This is a genomic window from Streptomyces sp. RP5T, from assembly GCF_003933965.1.
Classification (GTDB): Bacteria; Actinomycetota; Actinomycetes; order Streptomycetales; family Streptomycetaceae; genus Streptomyces.
This window is the reverse complement of the sequence record NZ_RSAJ01000073.1, coordinates 1-23738: the sequence shown is the minus strand read 5'-3', so window position 1 is coordinate 23738 and position 23738 is coordinate 1. Positions and strand designations below refer to the sequence as shown.

The 23738-nt window shown below is 72.1% G+C and carries 21 protein-coding genes and 1 pseudogene; 16 read left to right on the top strand and 6 right to left on the bottom strand.

Annotated elements, in window-relative coordinates:
- Positions 1-465: pseudogene (locus EHS43_RS47595) on the top strand (ATP-binding cassette domain-containing protein); the annotation flags it as partial.
- 240 nt (positions 466-705) lie between these two features.
- On the opposite strand, the gene EHS43_RS47590 reads toward EHS43_RS47595, so the two are convergent.
- Entirely contained in the window at positions 706-1317 is a 612-nt protein-coding gene (locus EHS43_RS47590) for a response regulator transcription factor (protein WP_125190363.1), read from the bottom strand.
- Positions 1318-1651: 334 nt separating this feature from the next.
- On the opposite strand from EHS43_RS47590, the gene EHS43_RS11040 reads away from it, so the two are divergent.
- Positions 1652-3796: a PP2C family protein-serine/threonine phosphatase gene (locus EHS43_RS11040; protein WP_125190362.1), complete on the top strand. Its 2145-nt coding sequence runs from the start codon at positions 1652-1654 to the stop codon at positions 3794-3796.
- Positions 3797-4000: 204 nt separating this feature from the next.
- Here EHS43_RS11040 and EHS43_RS11035 read toward each other — a convergent pair whose 3' ends face one another.
- On the bottom strand, positions 4001-5401 hold the full coding sequence (locus EHS43_RS11035) for a S1 family peptidase (protein WP_125190361.1): 1401 nt from the start codon (positions 5399-5401) through the stop codon (positions 4001-4003).
- Between the two features lie 190 nt (positions 5402-5591).
- Here EHS43_RS11035 and EHS43_RS11030 point away from each other — a divergent pair, with 190 nt between their 5' ends.
- The 5 genes from EHS43_RS11030 to EHS43_RS11010 all read left to right on the top strand — a co-directional run bounded on the left by EHS43_RS11030 (position 5592) and on the right by EHS43_RS11010 (position 12681).
- Positions 5592-6005, top strand: a complete 414-nt coding sequence (locus EHS43_RS11030; RefSeq protein WP_125190360.1) for a PaaI family thioesterase — start codon at positions 5592-5594, stop codon at positions 6003-6005.
- Between the two features lie 450 nt (positions 6006-6455).
- Positions 6456-6671 carry a hypothetical protein gene (locus tag EHS43_RS11025; RefSeq protein WP_020134776.1) on the top strand — a complete coding sequence of 72 codons (216 nt, stop codon included), beginning with the start codon at positions 6456-6458 and terminating at the stop codon, positions 6669-6671.
- A 169-nt stretch (positions 6672-6840) separates the two neighbouring features.
- On the top strand, positions 6841-7647 hold the full coding sequence (locus tag EHS43_RS11020; protein ID WP_125190359.1) for an HlyD family efflux transporter periplasmic adaptor subunit: 807 nt from the start codon (positions 6841-6843) through the stop codon (positions 7645-7647).
- Complete coding sequence (locus EHS43_RS11015; RefSeq protein ID WP_125190358.1) at positions 7644-9866, top strand: NHLP family bacteriocin export ABC transporter peptidase/permease/ATPase subunit; 2223 nt, start codon at positions 7644-7646, stop codon at positions 9864-9866. Before EHS43_RS11020 ends, EHS43_RS11015 begins: the two co-directional genes overlap by 4 nt.
- Before the next feature lies 1 nt (position 9867).
- Positions 9868-12681 carry an NHLP bacteriocin export ABC transporter permease/ATPase subunit gene (locus tag EHS43_RS11010; protein ID WP_125190357.1) on the top strand — a complete coding sequence of 938 codons (2814 nt, stop codon included), beginning with the start codon at positions 9868-9870 and terminating at the stop codon, positions 12679-12681.
- A 4-nt stretch (positions 12682-12685) separates the two neighbouring features.
- Here the strand turns inward: EHS43_RS11010 and EHS43_RS11005 are convergent, their stop codons facing one another.
- Both EHS43_RS11005 and EHS43_RS11000 read right to left on the bottom strand, forming a co-directional pair.
- Complete coding sequence (locus EHS43_RS11005; protein WP_125190356.1) at positions 12686-13195, bottom strand: SRPBCC family protein; 510 nt, start codon at positions 13193-13195, stop codon at positions 12686-12688.
- Positions 13196-13201: 6 nt separating this feature from the next.
- The gene (locus EHS43_RS11000) at positions 13202-13546 is read right to left on the bottom strand and encodes a helix-turn-helix transcriptional regulator (protein WP_185806203.1); all 345 of its coding nucleotides are present in this window, start codon (positions 13544-13546) and stop codon (positions 13202-13204) included.
- Positions 13547-13714: 168 nt separating this feature from the next.
- Between EHS43_RS11000 and EHS43_RS10995 the strand changes: the two genes are divergently transcribed.
- The 6 genes from EHS43_RS10995 to EHS43_RS10975 all read left to right on the top strand — a co-directional run bounded on the left by EHS43_RS10995 (position 13715) and on the right by EHS43_RS10975 (position 18588).
- The gene (locus EHS43_RS10995) at positions 13715-15217 is read left to right on the top strand and encodes an MFS transporter (RefSeq protein ID WP_125190354.1); all 1503 of its coding nucleotides are present in this window, start codon (positions 13715-13717) and stop codon (positions 15215-15217) included.
- A gap of 209 nt (positions 15218-15426) precedes the next feature.
- On the top strand, positions 15427-16437 hold the full coding sequence (locus EHS43_RS10990; RefSeq protein WP_125190353.1) for a Ppx/GppA family phosphatase: 1011 nt from the start codon (positions 15427-15429) through the stop codon (positions 16435-16437).
- A 23-nt stretch (positions 16438-16460) separates the two neighbouring features.
- Positions 16461-16631 carry a hypothetical protein gene (locus EHS43_RS46365; protein ID WP_185806202.1) on the top strand — a complete coding sequence of 57 codons (171 nt, stop codon included), beginning with the start codon at positions 16461-16463 and terminating at the stop codon, positions 16629-16631.
- A gap of 60 nt (positions 16632-16691) precedes the next feature.
- A complete protein-coding gene (locus tag EHS43_RS10985) occupies positions 16692-17705 on the top strand; it encodes an iron-containing redox enzyme family protein (protein ID WP_125190352.1) in 1014 nt (337 codons plus the stop codon).
- A gap of 18 nt (positions 17706-17723) precedes the next feature.
- Positions 17724-18392 carry a HemK2/MTQ2 family protein methyltransferase gene (locus tag EHS43_RS10980; protein WP_125190351.1) on the top strand — a complete coding sequence of 223 codons (669 nt, stop codon included), beginning with the start codon at positions 17724-17726 and terminating at the stop codon, positions 18390-18392.
- Positions 18373-18588, top strand: a complete 216-nt coding sequence (locus EHS43_RS10975; protein WP_125190350.1) for a CDGSH iron-sulfur domain-containing protein — start codon at positions 18373-18375, stop codon at positions 18586-18588. The genes EHS43_RS10980 and EHS43_RS10975 overlap by 20 nt, the downstream gene beginning before the upstream one ends.
- A 179-nt stretch (positions 18589-18767) precedes the next feature.
- On the opposite strand, the gene EHS43_RS10970 is transcribed toward EHS43_RS10975, so the two are convergent.
- Positions 18768-19196, bottom strand: coding sequence for a protease inhibitor (locus EHS43_RS10970; protein ID WP_125190349.1), 429 nt, complete (start codon positions 19194-19196; stop codon positions 18768-18770).
- A gap of 322 nt (positions 19197-19518) precedes the next feature.
- Between EHS43_RS10970 and EHS43_RS10965 the strand changes: the two genes are divergently transcribed.
- From EHS43_RS10965 to EHS43_RS10955, 3 genes are all read left to right on the top strand, one after another.
- Positions 19519-20082: a hypothetical protein gene (locus tag EHS43_RS10965; RefSeq protein WP_125190348.1), complete on the top strand. Its 564-nt coding sequence runs from the start codon at positions 19519-19521 to the stop codon at positions 20080-20082.
- A gap of 74 nt (positions 20083-20156) precedes the next feature.
- Entirely contained in the window at positions 20157-20858 is a 702-nt protein-coding gene (locus tag EHS43_RS10960) for an alpha/beta fold hydrolase (RefSeq protein ID WP_125190347.1), read from the top strand.
- 58 nt (positions 20859-20916) lie between these two features.
- Positions 20917-22086: a lactate 2-monooxygenase gene (locus EHS43_RS10955; RefSeq protein WP_125190346.1), complete on the top strand. Its 1170-nt coding sequence runs from the start codon at positions 20917-20919 to the stop codon at positions 22084-22086.
- 60 nt (positions 22087-22146) lie between these two features.
- Here the strand turns inward: EHS43_RS10955 and EHS43_RS10950 are convergent.
- Positions 22147-23738: RICIN domain-containing protein (locus EHS43_RS10950; protein WP_260470471.1), on the bottom strand; the 1592-nt coding region annotated here is incomplete at its 5' end.

Below are 23738 nucleotides of genomic sequence, written 5' to 3'. Positions count from 1 at the left end.
CTCACCGCTCTCTCCTTCGCCTACGGCCCCGCCGCCACCCCCGTCGTCGACCGTCTCGACCTCGACCTCGCGCCCGGCGCCCATCTGGCCGTCGTAGGGCCCAGCGGGATCGGGAAGTCCACGCTCACCGCGCTGGTCGCCGGGCTCCTGGAGCCCACCGGAGGAAGCATCCGGCTGTGGGGACACCCCGTGCCCTCCCCCGCCGCGGCCGCGTTGCGCGTGCTCATTCCGCAGGAGGCGTACGTCCACACCGGCACCCTCGCCGAGAACCTCGGACACCTGCGGCCGGACCCGGTGCCGGAGGCGGAGCTGCTCGCGGCGGCGGAGGCCGTCGGGCTCACCCCGCTCCTCGAAGCGCTCGGCGGACCGCGGGCCCTCGTCGATCCGGCCGCCCTGTCCGCGGGTGAGCGCCAGCTCGTCGCGCTGACCCGGGCCCATCTGTCGTACGCGCCGCTCGTCCTGCTCGACGAGGCCACCTGCCATCTGGACCCGCGGGCCGAGGAGCGGGCCGAGCGGGCCTTCGCGGACCGGCCCGGGACCACGCTCGTGGTCGTCGCCCACCGGATCAGCTCGGCCCGCCGCGCGGACCACGTGCTGCTGATGGACGGCCCGCGCACGGCGTACGGCACCCACGAGGAGCTGGTGCGCGACTCACCCGCGTACCGCGAACTCGTGGGCGGCTGGACGGCCGTGGCCCCCGGGCGCTCAGAGCCAGCCCTGTCCCTGCGAGATGCGGATCGCGTCGATGCGGTTGCGGGCCCCGGTCTTGCGGGTGATCGCGGCCATGTAGTTGCGCACGGTCCCGTGGGACAGGCACAGGTTCCCCGCGATCTCCGCGATGGAGGCCCCCTCGGCCGCGAGGGATAACACGCTCAACTCGCGTCTGGTCAGCGGCATCTCCGCGGCCTGGAGGAAACCGAAGCCCAGCGAGTCGTCGACGAAACGTTTCCCCTCGGCGACCCTGCGGATCCCGCGCACGAGTCGCTCGGGTGCCGCCCCCTCCTTGTCGACGTAGCCGAGGGCCCCCGCCTCGACGGCCCGCTTCAGCAGCCCCGGCCGGTTGGCGCTGGCCATCACGAGGAGGCGCGGCGGATTCCGGTCCGGCTCGCGCAGCGATAACTCCCCCAGGGGCGGGATGCCGTACGCGTCCGAGCATTCGAGGTCGGCCGCGCAGACGTCCGGACGTAAGGAGCGCAGCCGACCGGGCGCGGTCTGCCACGGAGTGTCGTACACCCCGAGATCGGGTTCCCGGCGGAGCCACTCCGCCAGGGCCGATCTCACCAGACACGCGTCGTGCACCAGAAGCACCCGGATCACTCTCGTCCCCCTTGATTCGCGGTATCGGTCCCGTGGCATGAACGCGTGCCCCATTGTTCGGGTCCCGGACCGCCGTCGGGCGCGAAGAATTGGCCATCAGGGTGCGCGGGGGCGCACGAGCGGCGCCCGTGTGCCGTGCCGCGCTTCGACTGAGGGGGCATGGTCCGGGGCCCCGGGGGTACCCGGCCGTCCTCGCCGTCGCCCTGCTACACGTGTGCCCGTATCCGGGAGCGCTCGCCGTGCGGGACGCGCCGCGAGGGTGGAGATTTGGTGCCTGGGGGCGCGGCAGGCACCGGTGGCCCGCGCTCCCGGCGGGACGCGCCCGCGCTAGGAGGTGGTCGGGGTGTCCGACGGACATATGTCCCCGGCGTCGGCGGGCGCCCGGACCCGGGTGGGACGGCCGCTGCTGTCCCTCGCGCTGGCGTCGATGATGGACGAGGTGCACGCCCACTCCGGCGCGGTGTATCTCATGGCCGCCGACGAACCCGTACTGGAGATGGCGGCGATAGCCGGCCTGCCGCGGGCGTTCGCGGCGCCCTGGGAGCGAGTGGGGCTGAGCGCGCCGATCCCGGTGGCGGAGGCGGCGCGGGAGCGGCGGCTGGTGTGGGTGGGCGGCGAGCACGAGATGGCGCGCCGCTATCCGCGGATCGCCGTGGTGCTGCCGTATCCCTTCGCGCTGGCCGCGATTCCGGTGGCGACCGCGTCCAAGGTGTACGGCGCGGTCTTCGTGACCTGGCCCGGTTCGCATCCGCCGGACCTGTCCGACCGGGAGCGGGACCATCTGACCGCGGCCTGCGGGCGGCTCGCGGTGCGGCTGGAGCGGGCGGTGGAGGACAGCGTGGCGCCGCACGCCGAGCCGGATCTGCTGTCCGCCGCCCAGGTGGGGGCCGCGGCCGGGACGCTGGGCACGGTGGAGGCGGCGCGGATGGTGGCGCGGCTGCCGTACGGACTGTGCTCGCTCGATCTGCACGGGCGGATCTCCTTCGCCAACGCGGCGGCGGCCGAACTGATCGGCGTCCCCGTCTCACGGTTGCTGGGCTCGCAGCTGTGGGTGGCGGTGCCCTGGCTCAACGATCCGGTCTACGAGGACCGGTACCGGGGTGCGCTGCTCAGCCAGCACAGCACCTCGTTCGTGGCGCTGCGGCCGCCCGGGGACTGGCTGTCGTTCCGGCTGTACCCGAGCACCACCGGGCTGAGCGTCCGGGTGAGCCGGGCTCGTGCGGTGACGGAGATGAACCGGGAAGGTCCGCGGTCCGAGGACGCGCCGTCCCGGCTGGTGTCGATCTCGCAGGTGCTGAGCCTGGCCGGGGCGCTGACCGAGGCGGTGGGCGTGCAGGACGTGGTGCAGCTGGTGGCGGACGAAATCGCCCCGGCGGTGGGGAGCCAGGCCCTGGTCGTGCTCGGTTCACGGGCGGGGCGGCTGCACGTGCTCGGCCATCGCGGGTATCCGGACGCGCGGGTCGTGGAGCGCTTCGACGGGCTGCCGCTGACCGAGCCGACGCCGGGCACGCGCGCCCTGACGACCGGGGTGCCGGCGTTCTTCGACTCCCGGGAGCACCTGGAACGTCTGTACCCGGTCCGGCACGCCACCCCCGACGGCTTCGCGGCCTGGGCCTATCTGCCGCTGATCGCCTCCGGGCGCCCGGTGGGCACCTGTGTGCTGGCCTACGCCGAACGGCACGCCTTCCCCGCGGACGAGCGGGCGGTGCTGACGAGTCTGGGCGGGCTGATCGCACAGGCCCTGGAGCGGGCCGTCCTGTACGACGCCAAGCACCAGCTGGCGCACGGCCTCCAGGAGGCCCTCCTCCCGCACACCCTGCCGTCGCTGCCCGGCATCGACGCGGCGGCCCGCTATCTGCCGGCGACCCAGGGCATGGACATCGGCGGCGACTTCTACGACCTGGTGCCGGTGGACGGGCTGGCGGCCGCCGTGATCGGGGACGTGCAGGGCCACAACGTGACGGCGGCCGGGCTGATGGGACAGCTCCGGACGGCGGTACGGGCGTACTCGACCGTCGGCCAGACGCCGGAGGAGGTCATGCGCTCGACGAACCGGCTGCTGATCGACCTCGGTGCCGACCTCTTCGCGAGCTGTCTGTACCTGCGGCTGGACCCGGAGCGGGGGCGGGCCGTCATGGCCCGGGCCGGGCATCCGCCGCCGCTGCTGCGGCGGCCGGACGGCCGGGTGCGGGTGCTGGACCTGGCCGGGGGCCCGCTGCTGGGCATCGACGGCTCGGCCGGCTATCCGACGACGGAGGTGGCGCTCGCGCCCGGTTCCGTCCTCGTCCTCTACACCGACGGCTTGATCGAATCCCCCGGCGTCGACATCGAGGACGCGCTCGCCGAGCTGGGGCGCCAGCTGGCCGAGGCCGGCGACCGTCCGCTCGACGCGCTGGCCGACGAACTCGTGCGCCGCAGCGCGGCGGCGCGGGAGCGCAGCGACGACGTGGCGCTGCTTCTGCTGCGCGCGGACGGCTGATCCGCCCGGCCGCCAGGCGTACTGCCCGACCCACCGCAGAACAAGACGGTCCGGCCCTCCCGCCGGAGGGCCGGACCGTCGCACCTCCCGGCCGGAAGAGCGGGAGGCCGGGAGGTGGTCACAGGAGGCCTGCGTCGGCAGCGGAGGGTGTGGGGGGCCGCTGCCGACGCGGCCGGTTCGAGGTGTGGTGCCGGACCCAGGGGGTCAGTTGTGCGACTGGTCCGCGGCATCGCCGGTGGCGTCACCGGCGCCGCTGCCGGTGTCCTGCCCGTTGCCGGCGTCCTGCCCGTTGCCGGTCTGCTCGCCGCCGATCACGTCACCGCCGGCCTGGTCGCCGCCCGCCTCCTGACCCGCGCCCGCCTCGTCACCGGGGCTCGCGGTGGCCTCGCCACCGGCCTGGTCGCCCGCACCGGCCCCGGCGTCGCCACCGGCGCCCGCTTCCTGGCCGCCGGCCTGGTCGCCCGCGCCGCCGCCGGCTGCGTCACCCGCGCCGAGCGTGGCGCCGACCGCCTGGAGGGCGGTGGTGACCGGCTGGAAGAAGGTCTCGCCGCCCACCGTGCAGTCGCCGCTGCCGCCGGAGGTCAGGCCGATCGCCGAGCCGTCCTGCGTGAACAGCGAGCCGCCGCTGTCGCCGGGCTCGGCGCAGACGTCGGTCTGGATGAGTCCGGTGACGGTGCCCTCGGGGTAGTTCACCGTGGCGTCGAGTCCGAGGACCTGGCCGTCGGCGAGCCCGGTGGTGCTGCCCATGCGGAAGACCTGGAGGCCGACCTCGGCGTCCGCGGCCTGGTTGATCGCGACGGTCTGGCCGCCGCCGACGTTGACCTCGCTGGGCGCCTGGGTTGCCGGGTCGTCGTACTTGACGAGGGCGAAGTCGCCGTCGCCGGGGAAGGTGGCCTGGTCGACGGTGGCGATCGGCTGGCCGTCCTGGGTGTCCGACCACTGCTCGGCCGCGACCCCGCAGTGACCGGCCGTCAGGAAGGCGGGGCTGCCGTCGCCCGCGGTGACGTTGAAGCCGAGCGAGCAGCGGGCGCCGCCGGCGAAGATGGCGTCACCGCCGGACGCGAAGGTCTTGAAGGTGCCGGCCGACTTCTTCACGGTCGCCATGTCCGAGCCGAGGCTCTTCACCGTCGACTCGAGGGTGTTCCACTTGGCGCCGGTGACCGTGCTGTCGGCGGTCACCAGGATCTTGTTGGTGCGCGGGTCGACGGCCCAGGCGGTGCCCGGGATGGTCGCCTGTTCCTTCAGTGTCTTCGCACCGGCCGCCAGTTCGGTGAGGCTGTTGTCGACCTCGCGGACCTTGGCACCGGCCTTCTTCGCCTGGACGACGACGTTGCTGTCACCGGATATGACGTTCACGACGAGCTGCCCGCTGTCGGAGTCGTAGTAGGACCCGGCGAAGGCGTCGCCCAGCAACTTCTCGAGCTGCGAGGCGAGGTCCGAGGCGTCCGTCGCCTTCAGAGTCTTCGGCGCGATGGCCGCCGCGTCGTTCGACGAGCCGTCCTGGGACGCGTTGGCGTTGGGCAGCAGAATCGCGGCGGCTCCGAGCGCCACCACGGTGCCTGCCGCGAATGCGGCCTTGCGCTTCGGAATTCGCTTGTGACTCAAACTTCTCGACCTCCTGGGGGACCGGAGTCTGTAACCGCCGTACGGCAGTCGGTTGTTCGGGGCGCCTGGATGGCCATGGGTACGCACGGTGTGCACGGGGCGTTCAATGCCGTTTCTTTACGCCCCGATTGCCACGTCGATTCGGCCACGGGCCGTGCCGGGCCCGCCGCGCGCGGGAACAATCCCCCATATGACGATGACGCCCGCCGAAGCCGACAAGATCCTCGCCGACAACTTCGCCCCTTGGGTCCTCGACCTCGCGCTGCGCGTCGAGTCCCTGGGCGCCGACCACGCGGTGCTGCGTCTGCCCTGGTCACAGCGACTGGCCCGGGAAGGGGGCGCGCTGTCGGGCCAGGCCCTGATGGCGGCCGCCGACACCGCCACCGTGATCGCCGTCTCGGCGGCCCGGGGCGCCTACGGCCCGATGACGACGGTGCAGCAGTCCACCGCCTTCCAGCGGGCGGTGACCGGTTCGGATGTCCTGATCAAGGCGGTCGTCACCAAACTGGGCCGGCGCATGGCGTTCGCCGACATCACGATGACCGACGCCGCGACGGGTGATCTCGCGGCCCGGGCGAGCACGGTCTACGCACTTCTGGACTGACACGCTCAGCGATCGGTCGGCAACGGTCCGTCGTGAACTTCGGCCCGAATCCCCCCTCCAGCGAATCTGCACATCGAATGCGCAACCAGGTCACCGCGAGCGGGAGTTCTGCACAAGCGCGAACCGGCACCCATGTCATTGGCGAGGTGTGTCGCATTCGCCACGGCGACGGCAAGGGCCCCTTCACGCCGCCGTGACATCACATGTGAAGAACTCGGCGTCAAGGCGTGCGCGACTCTGCACGGATGAAGCTTTCTGTGACTCAAGTTCCCTGGTGAGACCGATGGTTGATTGGAAGCGCGCAGCCGCAGCGTGCTTTGATCCATCGCACCGCAAGGCCGTCGGAGTTCCCGGAAACGGGATCCGGCGCTTTGTGACTGCGGCCGTCATCTGTCCCCAGAGGGGGCCGCTCCCCCCTTGTGAAATACCCATACGAAGGGAAGTTCCATCATGAACTCCACCCCCCAGGTTGAGACCGTCGAGATCTCGGACGCCGACCTCGACAACGTCTCCGGCGGCCTGCAGCTGAACGCCCTTGGCACCGTCACCAGCCTGGTGGACGGCGTCGCCCCGGTTTCCGGCCTGGTCAACACGGCCGTCGGCACCGTCGAGGGTGTGACCGGCCTGAACACCGCCCCGGTCACCGGCCTGGTCGCCGGCCTCTGATCACACTTCGTGATCTGATCACTCTTTTGTGGTCGACCCGTCCCGGAGCCGCAAACCGGCGGTTCCGGGACTCTTGGGTGTCGTCATTCCGGCCGGCTCGTACGAGTCGGTCCTTTGTCATTGGCAGCATGCGTGGCATTCGCACGCTTTCGCAGGTGAGGGAAGTTCCGTGCAGTTCCGCCAACAGGCCCTCGCCAAACTCCAGTCACCGGAGGAACTCGACCTTCCGGTGCGCTTCGCCCGTCCGCAGGGCTGGCTGGTGATGTCGGTGACGGTGGTCGTGATGGCCGCCGCGTCCGTGTGGGCGGTGACCGGCTCGGTCGCCTCCACGGTGAGCGCGCCCGCCATCCTCACCCACGGACAGGGCAGTTACGTCCTGCAGAGCCCGGTCGCGGGCCAGGTCACCCAGGTGATCGCCAAGGAGGGCGCACAACTGCCCGCGAACTCCCCCGTGCTGAAGGTCCGCACCGCCGAGGGCGACACCGTCGTCCGTACGGTCGCCGCGGGCCGTGTCACCGCGCTGGCGGCCACCATCGGCCAGATCATCTCGACCGGCGCGAACGTCGCCGCCGTGGAGAAGGTCGCGCACGCCTCCGACCCGATGTACGCCACCGTGTACGTGCCCGCCGAGAACGCGGCCTCCATACCGGACGACGCGGCCGTGGACCTGACCGTCTCCTCGGTGCCCACCCAGGAGTACGGCGTGCTGCGCGGTCATGTGAAGTCGGTGGACCGCTCGGCCCAGTCGGCGCAGCAGATCGCCGCCTTCCTCGGGGACAGCCAGCTCGGCGAGCAGTTCACCAGGGACGGCCGGCCCGTCGCCGTACTGGTGCGGCTGGACAAGTCGAAGGACACCAAGAGCGGTTACCAGTGGTCGTCCGCGGACGGACCGCCCTTCGCCCTCACCTCCATGACCCTGGCCTCGGGTTCGATCCGGCTGGCCGACCAGCGCCCCGTCGATTGGCTGCTGCCGTGAGCACCGCACAGGACACCCGGAGCAGACGCCGCTCCGCCCCGCCCAAGCGCCCGGTCCCCACGGGGAAGGCGAAGACGGTCCGTACCCCCACCGTCCTCCAGATGGAGGCCGTGGAGTGCGGCGCCGCCTCCCTCGCGATGGTGCTCGGCCACTACGGCAAGCACGTCCCGCTGGAGGAGCTGCGCATCGCCTGCGGTGTCTCCCGCGACGGCTCGCGCGCGAGCAACCTCCTGAAGGCGGCCCGCAGTTACGGCCTGACGGCCAAGGGCATGCAGATGGACACGGCCGCCCTCGCCGAGGTGCGGACCCCGGCCGTGCTGTTCTGGGAGTTCAACCACTACGTCGTCTACGACGGCATGGGCCGCCGCTTCGGCCGCCGCGGCGTCTTCATCAACGACCCCGGCAAGGGCCGCCGGTTCGTCCCCATGGAGGACTTCGACGGCAGCTTCACCGGTGTCGTGCTGGTGATGGAGCCCGGCGAGGGCTTCACCAAGGGCGGCCGCAAGCCCGGAGTGCTGGGCGCGATGCCGGCCCGGCTGCGCGGCACCGCGGGCACCATGCCGACGGCGGTTCTCGCGAGCCTGCTGCTGGTGCTGGTCGGCGCGGCCACGCCCGCGCTCTCCCGCACCTACATCGACATGTTCCTGATCGGCGGCCAGACCTCGCTGCTCGGCGTGCTGTTCGCGTCGATGGGGGCCTGCGTGGCCCTCACCCTCGCCCTGACCTGGCTCCAGCAGGCGAACCTCCTGCACGGCCGGATCATCTCCTCGACCCTGTCCAGCGCCCGCTTCCTGTGGCATCTGCTGCGGCTGCCGGTGACGTTCTTCTCCCAGCGCAGCCCGGCCGACCTGGTGCAGCGCCTCCAGTCCAACGACCAGGTCGCCGAGACGTTGGCCCGCGACCTCGCGGCGGCGGGCGTCGACGCGGTGGTGGTCGTCCTGTACGCGATCCTCCTCTACACCTACGACCCCCAGCTCACCTACGTGGGCATCGGTGTGGCCCTGCTGAACGTGGTCGCCATGCGGGTCGTCATCCGGCTGCGGGCCACCCGCACCGCGAAGCTCCGCGCGGACAGCGCCCGGCTCACCAACACCGCCTACACCGGCCTCCAGCTGATCGAGACGATGAAGGCGACCGGCGGCGAGGACGGCTACTTCCGCAAGTGGGCGGGGCAGCACGCCACCACTCTCGAGGAGCAGCAGAAGCTCGGGGTGCCGAGCGCCTGGCTGGGCGTGGTGGCGCCGATGCTGGCCACCTTCAACAGCGCGCTCATCCTGTGGATCGGCGGCATGCGGGCCGTCGAGGGCGGTATCTCCGTCGGCCTGCTGGTCGCCTTCCAGGCCCTGGTCACCCGCTTCACCGCGCCGATCACCCGCCTCAACGGCGTGGCGGGGCGCATCCAGGACTTCGCGGCCGACGTGGCCCGGCTGAAGGACGTGGAGAACTTCAAGGCCGACCCGCTCTACGGCCGTCCCGGCGCGGGCGACTCGACACGCCGGCTGCACGGGCACGTCGAACTCCAGAACATCACCTTCGGCTACAACCCGCTCGACAAGCCGCTGCTCACCGGCTTCGACCTGACCGTCGGCCCTGGCCAGCAGGTGGCGCTGGTCGGCGGCTCCGGCAGCGGCAAGTCGACCGTGTCCCGGCTGATCTCGGGCCTGTACGCGCCCTGGGAGGGCGTGATCCGCATCGACGGCCGGCGCCTGGACGACATCCCGCGCGGCGCGCTCGCCTCCTCGGTGTCCTTCGTCGACCAGGACGTCTTCCTCTTCGAGGGCTCGGTCCGCGACAACGTGGCGCTGTGGGACCCGTCGATCCCGGACGAGGCGGTGGTGGACGCGCTCAGGGACGCGGCCCTGTACGACGTGGTGGTGCGCCGGCCCGGCGGCATCCACAGCAGGGTCGAGCAGGACGGCCGCAACTTCTCCGGCGGCCAGCGTCAACGTCTGGAGATCGCACGGGCGTTGGTGCGCCGGCCGAGCATCCTGGTTCTCGACGAGGTGACCAGCGCGCTGGACGCGGAGACCGAGCAGGTCGTCATGGACAACCTCCGCAAGCGCGGCTGCGCGTGTGTGGTGATCGCGCACCGGCTCAGCACCGTGCGCGACAGCGACGAGATCGTCGTACTGCAGCACGGCACGATCGTGGAACGCGGGCGGCACGAGGAACTGGTGGCGCGCGGCGGCGCGTACGCGGCCCTGGTCAAGGAACGGTGAGATGACGACCGCACACGAAGGGGACGTGGTCCTCACCTCCCTCGGTCAGATGGGCACGCGCGTCGACTGCGCGGGGTTCAGCCGCATCGACCTCGAAGGCCCGCAGGTGCTGTGGCTGGTCGTGTCGGGCGCGGTGGACCTGTTCGCGGTGGACGCCGAACAGCAGGGCCACTGGCACCACTTGGGCCGGCTGGAGCCGGGCGCGCTGCTGCTCGGACCGGTGGCGGGCCCGCAGCACACCCTGGTCGCGCGCCCGCTCAGGGACTGCGTCGTGCACCGCATCGGCCTGCGCGAGCTGTACCAGCCGGCGAACACCCAGACGTGGTCGTACGACGAGTACGGCAACCCCCAGTACGTGCCGCCGACGACGAGCCCTCTGGAGTACGCCCTCGCGCTCGGTGTCGGCCGCAGTCTCTCCATCCTCTTCCAGGCGCCGATGGCCGACGAGCGGGCCGCGGCGCCCACCGACGACGACGTGTTCTGGATGCAGGTCCCGCCGGGCAGTGTGCAGTACGGCTCGCTGTACGGTGCCGAGGCGGCCGCCGATCTGCTGATGGATCCGGCGGTATGGCAGTCCATGGTCGACCAGCAGTACCGGCTGCTCACCACCCTCGACCGCTGGATCGAGCAGCTGGAGCGCACCCACGAGACCCGGACGGCGGCCGGCATCAAGGCCGGTGAGGCGGTGCGCGCCCAGGCCGACCGGACCCTGCTCGCGTCCATCGGCAGGTCGAAGCAGCGCACGACGGCCGCCGACGCCGACGCCAGTTACGCGGCCTGCAAGCTGGTCGCCGACGCGGCCGGGATCCCGCTCGCCGAGAACGCGCACAGCGGCACCGAGAGCGACCGCCTCGACCCGGTCGAGCGCATCGCCCTCGCCTCCCGCGTCCGCATCAGGTCCGTCCGGCTGGACGGGCGCTGGTGGCGGGACGACGTCGGCCCGCTGGTGGGCCACCGAGCGCTGTCGGGCGCGCCGGTCGCGCTGCTGTGGCGGCGCGGCGGCTATGTGGCGGTGCATCCGGCGACCGGGCGTGAGACGCCGATCGAGAAGGACAACGCGGAGGAGTTCGAGCCGCGCGCGGTGATGTTCTACCGCCCGCTGCCCGACCGGGCGTTGAGCCCGCTGGGGCTGGTCCGGTTCAGCATGCGCGGCACCGGCGGCGATGTGACGAACCTGCTGCTCAGCGGTCTGGTGACGGTGGCGATCGGGGCGCTGGTCCCGATCGCGACCGGCAAGGTGCTCGGCGAGTTCGTGCCGAAGGCGCAGACCGGCCTGATCGTGCAGGTGTGTCTGGCCGTGATGGTCAGCGGTGTGGTGACGGCGGCCTTCATGCTGCTGCAGAACCTCACCATGCTCCGGCTGGAGGGCCGTATCGAGGCGACTCTCCAGCCGGCCGTCTGGGACCGGCTGCTCAGGCTGCCCACGAAGTTCTTCACCGAGCGTTCGACCGGTGAACTGGCCAGCCAGGCCATGGGGATCAGCTCGATCCGCCGGATGATGGCGGGCATCGGCCCCACCGTCGCCCAGTCGGTGACCATCGGCGCGATGAACCTGGGCCTGCTGTTCTGGTACAGCGTGCCGATGGCGCTGGCGGCGATCGGCATGCTCGTGGTCATCGCGGGGGGCTTCCTCGGGCTCGGGCTGTGGCAGGTGCGCTGGCAGCGGCGACTGGTCGTGCTCGGCAACAAGCTGAACAACCAGGCCTTCCAGACCCTGCGCGGGCTGCCCAAGCTCCGGGTCGCGGCGGCCGAGAACTACGCCTACGCGGCCTGGGCCTCGGAGTTCGCGCGCAGCCGCGAGCTCCAGCAGAAGGTGGGCCGGATCAAGAACCTCACCTCGGTGATGGGGTCGGTCTATCTCCCGCTGTGCACCCTGCTGATGTTCATGCTGCTCGCGGGCCCGGCGCGCGGCTCGATGTCGGCGGCGGAGTTCCTCACCTTCAACACCTCGGTGACCATGCTGCTGACCGCGGTGACCCAGCTCACCGGGGCCTTCGTCTCGGCGGTGGCCGCGCTCCCCCTGTTCGAGGAGATCAAGCCGGTCCTGGAGGCACAGCCGGAGGTGCGCACCGCGAGCACCCGCCCCGGACCGCTCACCGGGGCGATGGAGGCCCGCAGGCTCTCCTTCCGCTACTCCGACGACGGTCCCCTGATCCTCGACGACGTGTCCTTCGAGATCCGGCCGGGCGAGTTCGTGGCGATCGTCGGCCCGAGCGGCTGCGGCAAGTCGACCCTGCTCAGGCTGCTGATCGGCTTCGACCGCCCGGTCTCGGGGAGTGTCCTGTACGACGGCCAGGACCTGGCCGCCCTCGACCAGTCGGCGGTGCGCCGGCAGTGCGGTGTCGTGCTCCAGCACGCCCAGCCGTTCACCGGGTCCATCCTGGACGTCATCTGCGGCACCGAGCCGTACACGCCGGAGGAGGCCATGGCGGCGGCCGCGATGGCGGGGCTCGCGGAGGACATCCAGCGGATGCCGATGGGACTGCACACCATCGTCTCCGGCAGCGGGGCGATCTCCGGCGGCCAGCGCCAACGGCTCATGATCGCCCAGGCGTTGATCCGGCGGCCGCGGATCCTCTTCTTCGACGAGGCGACCAGCGCCCTGGACAACGACACGCAGCGCACGGTCATCGAGTCCACGAAGGCCCTCAACGCCACCCGGGTCGTCATCGCCCACCGGCTGTCGACGGTGCTGGACGCGGACCGGGTGATCGTGATGGAGAACGGCAAGGTCGCCCAGCAGGGGCCGCCCGCGCAGCTCCTCGCGGACACGGGCGGGCGGCTGCACGAGCTGGTGCGGCGCCAGATGGCGTGAGCGGTCAGTCCATGCCGGGGACCGGCGCCCCCGAGGGCAGCCCCGCGTCGACGTACGCCCGGTAGAGCCCCTCCCACGGCGGCCGGCCGGGGCGCTCGCCGCGGGCGCGGGCGTCGAGGGCGGCGAGGCACACCTCCCATCCGGCGCCGTTGCGGGCGGCGGTGTCGGCGGCTTGCAGGACGTTGGTGAGCGTGAGGCGGGTCCGGTTCTCGTCCAGGGCCTCCAGGTCGAAGCGCAGTTCGTCGCCGCCCCACTCGAAGGACAGGTGGCGGGGTTCGTCGACGGCGATGACCCGGCCCGTGGAGTCCTCCATGTGGGGGTCGCCGCTGAACTTGACGGCTCCTCCGGGGCGCAGGTCGATCTCGGCGCGGGACGGGAACCAGTGGGCGAGTTCGTCGGCGTCGGTCACGAACCGCCAGACGCGGGCCACGGGGTGGTCGTAGGTGCGGCTGAAACGGACGGCGGGGCGGCCGTCGTCCAGGGTGAGATACGTGCCGGTGAGGTCTGCGGCCATGGTGGATCAGTCCTTCGGGGCGGGTTCTGCTGGGGTGTCGGGCGCCGTCCGGTCCAGGCGGTCGCCCAGTGCGTCCAGGCTCGTGTTCCAGAGCTCGCGGTACGGGGCAAGCCAGGCGTCCAGCTCGGCGATCGGGGCCGGGTCGAGGGCGTAGACCCTCCGTTGCGCGTCCTGCCGCACCCGGACCAGGCCGGCCTCCCTGAGCACCTTCAGATGTTTCGACGTGCCCGGCTGGCTCAGTCCGCACGCCTCCACGATCTCCCCGACGGGCCGGGGCCGCTCACGGAGGAGGGCGACGATGTCCCGCCGGTGCGGGTCGGCGAGGGCGGTCCACAGCCGGGCGTCGGTCACGGGTTCCATATTCCTCACCAGTTATATGCCTGTCAAGGCATGCAGTGGCACGCATCACCCCTAGCGAAACGTTGCCGTTTCGTTCGGAGTGGTCTAGCCTCTTCGTGTACGAAACCGTTTCGTTTATGAATCGGTAGCGCCCGGCCGACTTTCCCTGGAGTTGTTCCCATGTCCCAGAAGACCCTGACCGAGAGCGGGCGGGAGGGTGCCGTCGAGGCACCGGCCGCCGCTTCGGCCAAGCGCTGGTGGATCCTCGCGGTCATCGCGCTCGCCCAGCTGATGGTGGTCCTCGACGCCACCATCGTGAACATCGCCCTCCCCTCGGCCCAGGCCGACCTCGGCTTCTCCGACGGCAACCGGCAGTGGATCGTCACGGCCTACGCGCTGGCGTTCGCCTCCCTGCTGCTGCTCGGCGGACGGATCGCCGACCTCTTCGGCCGCAAGACGGCCTTCCTCGTCGGGGTCGCCGGCTTCGCGGCCGTCTCCGCGTTGGGCGGCGCCGCCACCAACTTCGAGATGCTGGTCACCGCCCGTGCCCTGCAGGGCGCCTTCGGCGCGCTCCTCGCACCGGCCGCGCTCTCCCTGCTCAACACGACCTTCACCGACGCCCGCGAACGGGCCAAGGCGTTCAGCGTGTACGGCGCCATAGCCGGCGCCGGCGGCGCGGTGGGCCTGCTGCTCGGCGGCGTCCTGACCGACGCGTTCGACTGGCGCTGGACGCTGTACGTCAACGTCGTCATCGCCGTCGCCGCCTTCGCGGGCGGCTGGCTGCTGCTGCACAACCACCGCGACGCCGCGAACTCCAAGCTGGACGTGCCCGGCACACTGCTGGTCGCCGCCGGTCTCTTCTCCCTGGTGTACGGCTTCTCCAACGCCGAGACGCACGACTGGGACTCCCCCGCGACCTGGGGCTTCCTGATCGCCGGCGGTGTGCTGCTGGCCGCGTTCGCCTGGTGGCAGACCCGCGCCGCACACCCGCTGCTGCCGCTGCGCATCCTGCTGGACCGCAACCGGGCGGCCTCCTTCCTCGCCGTGCTGATCTCCGGCGGCGGCATGTTCGGTGTGTTCCTCTTCCTCACCTACTACCTCCAGCTGAACCTGGGCTTCAGTCCGACGAGGACCGGCGCGGCGTTCCTGCCGATGGTCGCCGCCCTGATGGTCGCGGCCCAGCTCAGCACCACACAGCTGGTCCCCCGGATCGGGCCCAAGGTGGTCATCCCGCTGGGCTTCGCGGTCGCCGCGGCCGGCATGGCCTGGCTGACCGGGATCGGCGTCGGCTCCAGCTATCTGTCCGCCGTCCTGCCACAGCTGATCGTGACCGGCTTCGGCCTCGGCCTTGTCATGCCGCCGGCCATGCAGCTGGCCACGGGCGGGGTCGCGGCCGAGGACGCGGGAGTCGCCTCCGCCACCGTCAACGCCATGCAGCAGGTGGGCGGTTCGATCGGCACGGCCCTGCTGAACACGCTGGCCGCGAGCGCCGCCACCGACTACCTGGCCGGCAAGGACCCGACGAACAAGCTGGTCCAGGCCCAGGCCACGATCGAGAGCTACACCACCGCCTTCTGGTGGTCGGCGGGTCTCTTCACCGCCGGTGCGCTGATCGCCTTCCTGCTCTTCAGGCGCGGGGTGCCGGAGCAGGACGCGGACGCCGCTCCCGTCGTACACATGTAGCCGCCACAGCGGGAGCCGCCGGTTCTCGAGGGTCGCCGTCAGCAGGGAGACGGCGGCCCTTCTCGCTGCTCACGGCCATCGCCGTCCCCGTGACGGTCCGTCACCCGGGGGCCAGGCGTGGACGGATGGTGCCCGGGCGGGGACGGAGAGCGACGCTTGGTCGCAGCGCGCAGCGTTGGAAGGGGTTCTGTGTGGGTACCCACAGGGCCATGCGGATAAGCGTGGTGGATGTGGGGTCGAACACGGTTCGTCTGGTGGTGGCGGATGCCGAGGGCGGGGTGCCGTTGCCGGTGCACACGGCCAAGTGGCGGTTGAGACTCGCGGACCATGTGAGACCGGGCGGCCCCGTCCCCGAAGAGGCCGTGGAACGGCTCGTGGAGGCGGTGGAAGGGGCGAGCCGGACCGCCGCCCGCTGGGGCGCGGCCGCACCGCTGGCCTTCGCAACCGCTGTCGTGCGCTCCGCGCCCAACCGTCAGGAGGTGCTGCGCACCGTCCGGACCCGGACCGGCGTCGGGCTGTACACCCTGCCGGGCGAAGTGGAGGCGGAGCTCACGTTTCTCGGGGCGCGGCGCTGGATGGGCTGGCGCGCGGGGCCGCTCGCGCTGTTCGACATCGGGGGCGGATCGCTCGAAGTCGCCTTCGGGCGCGGCCGGTTGCCGGACTACGTGGCCTCGCTGCCGCTGGGCGCGGGCCGGCTGACGCACGAGTTCTTCGAGGGGCAGGACCCGCCGTCCCCGGACGCGGTACGGGCCCTGCGCCGCAAGGTCCGCCACCAGCTGCGGGACGTGGCGTCGCGGATCCGCTGGGAGGGGCCGCGCACCGCGGTGGCCACCTCCCGCACCTTCGAGCAGTTGGGCCGGCTGTGCGGGACCCCGCCCGGTCGGCGCGGGCCGTTCGTGGAACGCCGGATGCACCGCGCCGACCTGCGGGAGGCGATCGCGTCCCTGGCCGTCCTGCCGGCCGCTCGGCGGGCCGAACTGCCCGGAATCTCCGCTCCGCGGGCCGCGCAGAGCTTGGCCGGTGCCGTGGTGGGGCACACGGCCATGAAACTCACCGGGGTCAGGACCGTCACCATCTGCCCCTGGGCGATCCGCGAGGGGGTGCTGCTGCGGCACATCGAGGACGGCGCCTCGTGGTGGGCCGAGATAGCCCGCCGCAACGAGGAGAACGCCGTCCCCCCTGAGCCGGTGCCCCTGCGGATCGCGGCGGCCACCCCCTGAACCGAGAGAGCGAGGAGACACCCGTGCCGGAGAAGAAGCAGAAGCCCGACAGCGCCCTGGACGAGGTCCTGCACGAGTTCGAGGACGCCGAGAAGCGGGTCCGGGACTCCGACGAGCAGCGGGCCCACCGGGGCGAGGCCGGGGACGCGACCAGCCCCAATGAGGGCGCCCAGGAGGACGCGGCCGGAGAGTGACCCCGGAGCGGCCCCGGGCGGGCGGTGGGTGATCCGCCGCCGCCCGGGTACCCGGGGCGCATGTCTCAGGACCCTCGAGAACCACAGCTGCCGCAGGCCCGGGGCCCGGTCTCCGCCGCGGTCCAGGAGTATCTGCTCGGCGCCGGACCGCTGCCGCGCCCCGAGGCCGTGGCCGGCGCGGACGTGTACGGCGACGACCTCCAGCTGGCCCTCTACATCTGTTACGAACTGCACTACCGCGGCTTCCGGGGCGTCTGCCCGGATCTTGAGTGGGACCCGGACCTGCTGCGCACCAGGGCGGCACTGGAGCACCGCTTCCTGTCCGCCCTGCGCTCGGACACCCCGGTCCACGACAGTGTCGAGGAGGCGATCGACGCACTTCTCGTGGAACCGGTCGACGGCACGGGAGTGAGCCACTTCCTGAACGAGGAGGGCGAACTGCGGCACGTGCGCGAGTACGCGGCCCAGCGCTCTCTGTACCACCTGAAGGAGGCCGATCCGCACGCGTGGGTGTTGCCGCGCCTGTGGGGCCGGGCGAAGGCGGGCATGGCGGCGGTGGAGTTCGACGAGTTCGGCGGCGGCCACCCCGACCGCGTCCACGCCCTGCTCTTCGCGAACCTGATGACGGACCTGGGCCTGGACACGACGTACGGTCACTACCTGGACGCGGCCTGCGCGGAAATGCTCGTGACGGTGAACCTCATGTCCCTGCTGGGCCTGCACCGCAGCCTGCGCGGAGCCCTCGTGGGCCACTTCGCGGCGGTCGAGATCACCTCCTCGCCCGGCTCCCGGCGGCTCGCCGAGGCGATGCGCCGCACGGGCGCGGGCCCGGCCGCCGAGCACTTCTACGACGAGCACGTCGAGGCCGACGCCGTCCACGAGCAGGTCGTACGCCACGAGGTGATCGGCGGCCTGCTGGCCGAGGAACCGCACCTGGCCGCCGACGTGGCCTTCGGGATCGACGTCACCGGCCAGGTCGAGGACCGCCTGGCGGAGCGGCTGCTGCGTGACTGGGCGGAGGGACGCTCGTCCCTGCGGACTCCCCTGACTTCCGAAATTCACCATATTTCCTGAATGCCGGGGTACTTGGGCATGGTGAGATCGCTGATTCCCCCTCTGGTCCTCCCCGGTGTCTACAGCCCGCAGGAGGACACCGCGCTGCTGGCCGGAGCCCTGTCCGAAGAACCGCTGCCGCCCGGCGCGGACGTCCTGGACGTGGGTACCGGGACCGGTGCCCTCGCCCTTCAGGCGGCCCACCGGGGCAGCCGGGTCACCGCGGTGGACGTGTCGTGGCGGGCGGTGTGCACGGCCCGCGCGAACGCCTGGCTGACCGGCGCGTCGGTCCGGGTCCGGCGCGGAAACCTCTTCCACCCCGTGCGGGACCAGTCGTTCGACCTCATCCTGACCAATCCGCCGTACGTGCCGGCACCCAAGGGCGCCGGGCCGCCGCGCGGGAAGGCCCGGGCCTGGGACGCGGGCCACGACGGACGGTACGTCCTGGACCGGGTCTGCCGGGAGGCCCCCGCGCTGCTGCGCCCCGGCGGAGTGCTGCTGATCGTCCACTCCGAACTGAGCGACTCCGGACGGACCGTGGGGCATCTGCGCGAGGCCGGCCTCAAAGCCGCCGTGACCCGCCGTCACCAGGTGGCGTTCGGACCGGTCCTGCGGACGCGTGAGGACTGGCTGCGTCAGCGCGGCCTGCTGTCCGCGGCCGACGAGAAGGAAGAGCTGGTGGTCGTCCGTGCCGAACTCCCCCTCTGAATCCGACTCCGACCGGCCGTGCCGCATCCGGATGCAGCACCGCGGCCCCCTGCTCGTGGAGGGCCCCGTGGAGGTGGAGCTGGAGGACGGCTCCACGGTCACCTCCGACCGCTTCCGGGTCGCCCTGTGCACCTGTCGGCGCAGTCGCCGCTATCCGTGGTGCGACACCAGCCACCGGGAGCGGAAGCGCTCCTGAAACGCCCGCGGCGGGCCCCTGACGGAGGACCGGGACGAGTCGTGACCCGAGGGTCCGGCGGACGGCCCCACTCCGTCCGCCGGACCTCGGTGCGGGATCACGGGGTTCCGTGAGAGGGGCGGCACTCCCCAACTGCGGGCCCCCCGGGCAGATCACGGGCACCACGCGACCCCGGTCCCTCAGAACGCGAAGACGGTCCCGTAGGAGTTCTTCACGCACTCGTTGGCGAAGGTGCGTTCGTAGGAGACGCGCTTGCCACGCCACACGCCCTCGACCGTGACCACCACGGGGGCGTACTCCCGGGTGCACATGGCGTCGGCCCCGGCCCCGAGGGCGTCGAAGTCCCCTGCGGCCGCGCGCAGTTCGGCGCAGGCGGCGGGCGCGGCCGGATGGGTGCCCGAGGAGGTCGGGGCACAGGTCAGGGTCACGGCACGTTCCGGGGTGACGGCGGCGGCGCTCTCGCCGTGGCCGAGGGTGAGCACGAGGGCCGACGGCGCGTAGAGGCCGGAGGCGGTGGCGGGTTCGGCGAGGGCGGCGCCGGTCAGGGGGCCGCAGACGGCGGTGGCCGTGAGGCCGAGGGTTGCTGCCCAGCGCGCGGTGTTCCGCATTGTGTGCATCCTTCCGCTGGATTCGAGGGTGTGCCCTCCGGCTCGGTCGGTGCCGGAGCGGCGAGCGCGAGTCTGCCGAGTCCTGGCCCGAACTTCACATCGACCCCACAGGTTTCAGTAACCTTGCGTGTTGAATCAGTGGCGCGAAGTCACATCATCCGAACAGGCGATCCCTTCTGCCGGGCGGTTCTTGATCGCCCCATCCGGCCGGATGGCCTGATTACCCCGCCTCGGCAATAGGCCTGAAACATTCCGCTTCAGCTCTCGGCGCACCCCTCCACGACCCCTTGCGTTCATGAAGCAGCGGAGTAATCGTCATTACATGATTACCGAGGAGCAGCGAGAGAAGCTGCGCGGCTGGTTCACCGGCCGCTTGCCCGAGGACCTCTTCGCATCCCTGGTCGAGGTGGTCGTCGACCGCGAGGAGATCACCGTGATCGGCCGCATCCCGGGTCCCCGGCTCACCGAGGACGTCTCGGCCGCCGAGCGGCAGGCGGCCGTGGAGGGCCGGATCCAGGAGTTCCGGGAGCGCACCCGCGAGGACCGCGTCGAGGTCGCCCGCGAGGCCGAGCACAGGTTCGGCCGCAAGGTGTCCTGGGGCGTGGAGTGCGAGGGCGAGCGCGCCCTGTTCACGCACGTGGCCGCGCCCGTGATGACGCGGCTGCGCCAGCCCGAGCGTCAGGTCCTGGACACCCTGATCGCCGGCGGGGTCGCCCGCAGCCGCAGCGACGCGCTCGCCTGGTGCGTCCGGCTGGTCCATCAGCACACCGACGACTGGCTCGCCGAGCTGCGCGAGTCACTGGAGCACGTCCAGCGGGTGCGCGAGCGGGGTCCCGACACCGGGGAGGTGGGCGATGCCCCGTCCGGGGGCCAGGAAGACGAGTGAGCCGGGAGCCGGCCCCGGGACCAGGGCCGGGTACGGGCCCGGGCGTCCTCGATGCGGTCGACTACGTTGCGGGCATGACTGATTTCGTACTCGTGGCAGGAGCACGGCTCGGGGCGTCGGCGTGGGACGAGGTGTCCGCCGAACTGCGCGCGGCCGGGCACCGGCCCCGTCCGCTGACGCTGTCGGGCCTCGCGGAGAAGCGGGGTGTACCGGCGGGACAGCAGACCCATGTGCGGGACATCGTCGGGGAGGTCGAACGGCTGGACCTGCGCGAGGTGGTGCTGGTCGGGCACAGCTACGCGGGCATACCCGTGGGGCAGGCGGCCGAGCGGATCGGGGACCGGCTCGCGCGGGTGGTCTTCGTGGACTCCGAGGTACCCGTCGACGGTGAGTCGTTCCTGTCGGGGTGGCCGAGTGACCGCGTCCGCGAGGAGATCGCGGACAACGACGGCTTCTGGCCGCCGGCGGGCCCGGACCACTACGCGGGCCAGGGGCTGACGGACGAGCAGATCGCCCGGATCGTCGACCGCTCGACCCCGCACCCGGGCGCGACACTCACCGAACCCGCCGTCCTCACCCGTCCCTTGGGCGAGCTCCCGGCGACGTACGTCAAGTGCCTCCTCGACGACGGCGAACCACTGCCCGTCGTGGCCGAGCTGGTCGAGAGCGGGCACTGGGAGCTGGTGGAGATGGACACCGGCCACTGGCCGATGTTCTCCCGGCCGGCCGAACTGGCCGCGATCCTCGCCGCGCGCGGGACCGCCGCCCCCTCCTGACCGGGGTCCGCCCCCCGATATCGTCGGCGGACCCGACGAGGAGAGGCGGTTCCGACGGATGGCAGAGCACTGGGCGGACTTCCAGTACGAGATCTATCTGAACGGGATGTCGGGGGCGGTGCCCCGGCTGCCCACCGATCTGACCCGGCTGGAGGAGCTCACCGAACAGCGGCTCGGTCCGGGACCCGTGGGTTATGTGGCGGGCAGCGCGGGGGACGGCAGTACCGCGCGGGCGAACCGGGCGGCGCTGGAGCGGCGCCGGATCGTCCCGCGCATGCTGCGGGACGTCCACGAACGCGACCTGTCCGTCGAGGTGTTGGGCCGCTCGCTGCCCGCCCCGCTGGCCCTCGCACCGGTCGGCGTGCTGTCGATCATGCACCCGCAAGCGGAGCCGGCCGCGGCCCGGGCAGCGGCGGCCCGGGGCGTGCCCTACATCCTGTCGTCCGCCTCCAGCATACCGATGGAGCAGGTCGCCGAGGCCATGGGGGACGCCGAGCGCTGGTTCCAGCTGTACTGGCCGAAGGACCCGCAGGTGGCCCTGAGCTTCCTCGACCGGGCCAGGGCGGCCGGGTTCACGGCCCTGGTCGTCACCCTGGACACCCCGCTGCTGTCCTGGCGGCCCCGCGATCTCGACCAGGCGTACCTGCCGTTCCTGCGCGGTGTGGGCACCGCCAACTACTTCTCCGACCCGGCCTTCCAGGCGGGCCTGGCCAAACCGGTGCACGAGGATCCGAACGCGGCCGTGCTGCACTTCGTCGGCATGTTCGCGGACCCCGGCAAGACCTGGCCGGACCTCAGGCTGCTCAGGGAGCACTGGGACGGGCCGATCGTCCTCAAGGGCATCCTGCACCCGGACGACGCCCGCCTCGCCGCGGACGCAGGCATGGACGGGGTCGTGGTCTCCAACCACGGCGGCCGCCAGGTCGCCGGGGCCGTCGCGGCGGCCGACGCGCTGCCGCGGGTGGTGGAGGCCGTCGGTGACCGGCTGACGGTGCTCTTCGACAGCGGGGTCCGCACCGGCGACGACGTCTTCAAGGCCCTCGCGCTCGGCGCCCGCGCGGTGCTCCTCGGACGCCCGTACGTCTACGGCCTCGGCCTCGACGGGCAGGCGGGCGTCGAGCACGTGATCCGCTGTCTGCTCGCGGAGCTGGACCTCACCCTCGCCCTGTCGGGTCACGCGAGCCCGGCGACGGTCGGCCCCGACGACCTGGTGGAGGACCCCACGTGAGAGGAGGCCTCCGCGCACGGAGGCCTCCCTGTCATCGGCGGGCCCGCGAGGGCACCGTCCCTAGATCCGGTCCGTGAGCTCCGCGGGCCGGGCCTGCGGGGCCTCGCTGCCGGTGACCGACAGCGAGCCGGGACTCGCGACGCTGGCCGCGTCGGTCAGCCACCGCTGCTGCTCCGAGCGGTCGCGCACCTTGACGACGACATCGGCGCCCGGCTCCTCGGCGGTGGGAGCGAGGGCGAGCTGGTCGTCCCAGCGGGGCAGTAACTCCCCCCGCACGGTGAGGTCGTAGCGCACGTCGTCGGCCCGCTGCGTCTTCTCGTCGGCGCAGGTGCCGAGGATGACGACACCCGCGTCCTTGTGCGAGTCCAGGCACAGCTCGGGGTTGGCCTCGCTGCGCAGCAGTCCGTCGGTCCCGTACGACCACCGCTGCGTCAGGTCGGTCGAGCAGGCGGCCAGTTCGGTGCTCGCGCCCGCCTTCACCGTGCCCCGGATGTCGAGGCAGAGGTCGGCGGCCGCGTTGCGCAGCCGGGTCACCGCCGGTGCGGTGGGCAGCTGGGCGGTGCCCGGTGTAGGAGTGGCGGTGCCCGGGGTCGTGCCGCCGCCGGTGGCGCTGGTGGAGGCGGCCGGGTCGGCGCCCCCGTCGTGCGACCACAGACCGGCCGCGAGCATGGCCGCGAGGAGGCCGGCGGAGGTGAGGCCGACTCCGGTGAGCAGGGTCCGTGAGGACGTCAGGCCCCCGCCCTCGCCGGGAGCGCGGCGGCCGGGCGCCGGGATGCGCGCGAGGATGCTGCGGCGTCCCGCACCGTGCCGACCGGCCCCCCGGCCACGGGCCGGCGTCGGGGGCGTACGCCCGGCGCGCAGTTCGAGATAACGGCCGGCACCCCAGCCCAGCACCGACTCGGCGATCAGTATGCCCAGACCGCCCTCGAAATGGCTCAGTTGTTCCGCGGCGGCACGGCAGTAGCGGCACTCCGCGAGATGCTGCTGGACATCGGGCAGCAGGGCTCCGCCGCGGCGAATGGGAACGTCGAGGAGACGGTTGTAGAAGCGGCAATCCTTCGTCGGCGCGAGTTCCCGATGGGCATGTACACACCCTTCGCGGAATTTTTCACGAGCCTGTTCGAGCGCGGCCGAGGCGGTGTCGATGTCCATGCCGAGCAGTGCGGCGGGCACGGCTGTCGACTCCGCCTCCACCTCGGTGTGCCACAGCAGACAGCGGGCGAGACCGGGAAGGGACTGGAATGACCGCTCGGCGAGCTTGCGGTTTTCGGGGGTCATGGTCTTCGCGGCCCGCATCCCGCGGCCGCCGTTCGGTTTCAGCAGATCCGGCAGGACACCGGTCGTGCGGTCCTCGGCCGTCCACTCCTTGACCGTGTCACGCACGGCCACGAGGGTTCTGGGACGCAGCGCGAGGGCGGGTTCGCCGAGCACGAGCCGGTCCAGGACCTGGTGAAAGGCGGCCGCGGCCACCATGGAGGCGGTCTCGGACGGGGAGGCGAGGCAGATGACGGCGTAATCGTGGGCCGGCTTCCAGTGGCGGGCCATGAGGAGCGCGACGGCCTGGGTGGCCTCGGCGTCGGGACGGCCTCTGAGCCGGGCGGCGAGATCCTCGTCGGATTCTCCGGAGGCACCGCCGGGCGGCGGGTAAGGAG

Bases quoted from the DNA above. Each gene is read 5' to 3' on its own strand.
- EHS43_RS10995 (WP_125190354.1), top strand. From the start codon at position 13,715: ATGTCCCAGAAGACCCTGACCGAGAGCGGGCGGGAGGGTGCCGTCGAG.
- EHS43_RS10980 (WP_125190351.1), top strand. From the start codon at position 17,724: ATGGTGAGATCGCTGATTCCCCCTCTGGTCCTCCCCGGTGTCTACAGC.
- EHS43_RS10965 (WP_125190348.1), top strand. From the start codon at position 19,519: ATGATTACCGAGGAGCAGCGAGAGAAGCTGCGCGGCTGGTTCACCGGC.
- EHS43_RS10985 (WP_125190352.1), top strand. From the start codon at position 16,692: ATGTCTCAGGACCCTCGAGAACCACAGCTGCCGCAGGCCCGGGGCCCG.
- EHS43_RS11005 (WP_125190356.1), bottom strand. From the start codon at position 13,195: ATGGCCGCAGACCTCACCGGCACGTATCTCACCCTGGACGACGGCCGC.
- EHS43_RS10960 (WP_125190347.1), top strand. From the start codon at position 20,157: ATGACTGATTTCGTACTCGTGGCAGGAGCACGGCTCGGGGCGTCGGCG.
- EHS43_RS11010 (WP_125190357.1), top strand. From the start codon at position 9,868: ATGACGACCGCACACGAAGGGGACGTGGTCCTCACCTCCCTCGGTCAG.
- EHS43_RS10990 (WP_125190353.1), top strand. From the start codon at position 15,427: ATGCGGATAAGCGTGGTGGATGTGGGGTCGAACACGGTTCGTCTGGTG.
- EHS43_RS10970 (WP_125190349.1), bottom strand. From the start codon at position 19,196: ATGCGGAACACCGCGCGCTGGGCAGCAACCCTCGGCCTCACGGCCACC.
- EHS43_RS11030 (WP_125190360.1), top strand. From the start codon at position 5,592: ATGACGATGACGCCCGCCGAAGCCGACAAGATCCTCGCCGACAACTTC.
- EHS43_RS10955 (WP_125190346.1), top strand. From the start codon at position 20,917: ATGGCAGAGCACTGGGCGGACTTCCAGTACGAGATCTATCTGAACGGG.
- EHS43_RS11025 (WP_020134776.1), top strand. From the start codon at position 6,456: ATGAACTCCACCCCCCAGGTTGAGACCGTCGAGATCTCGGACGCCGAC.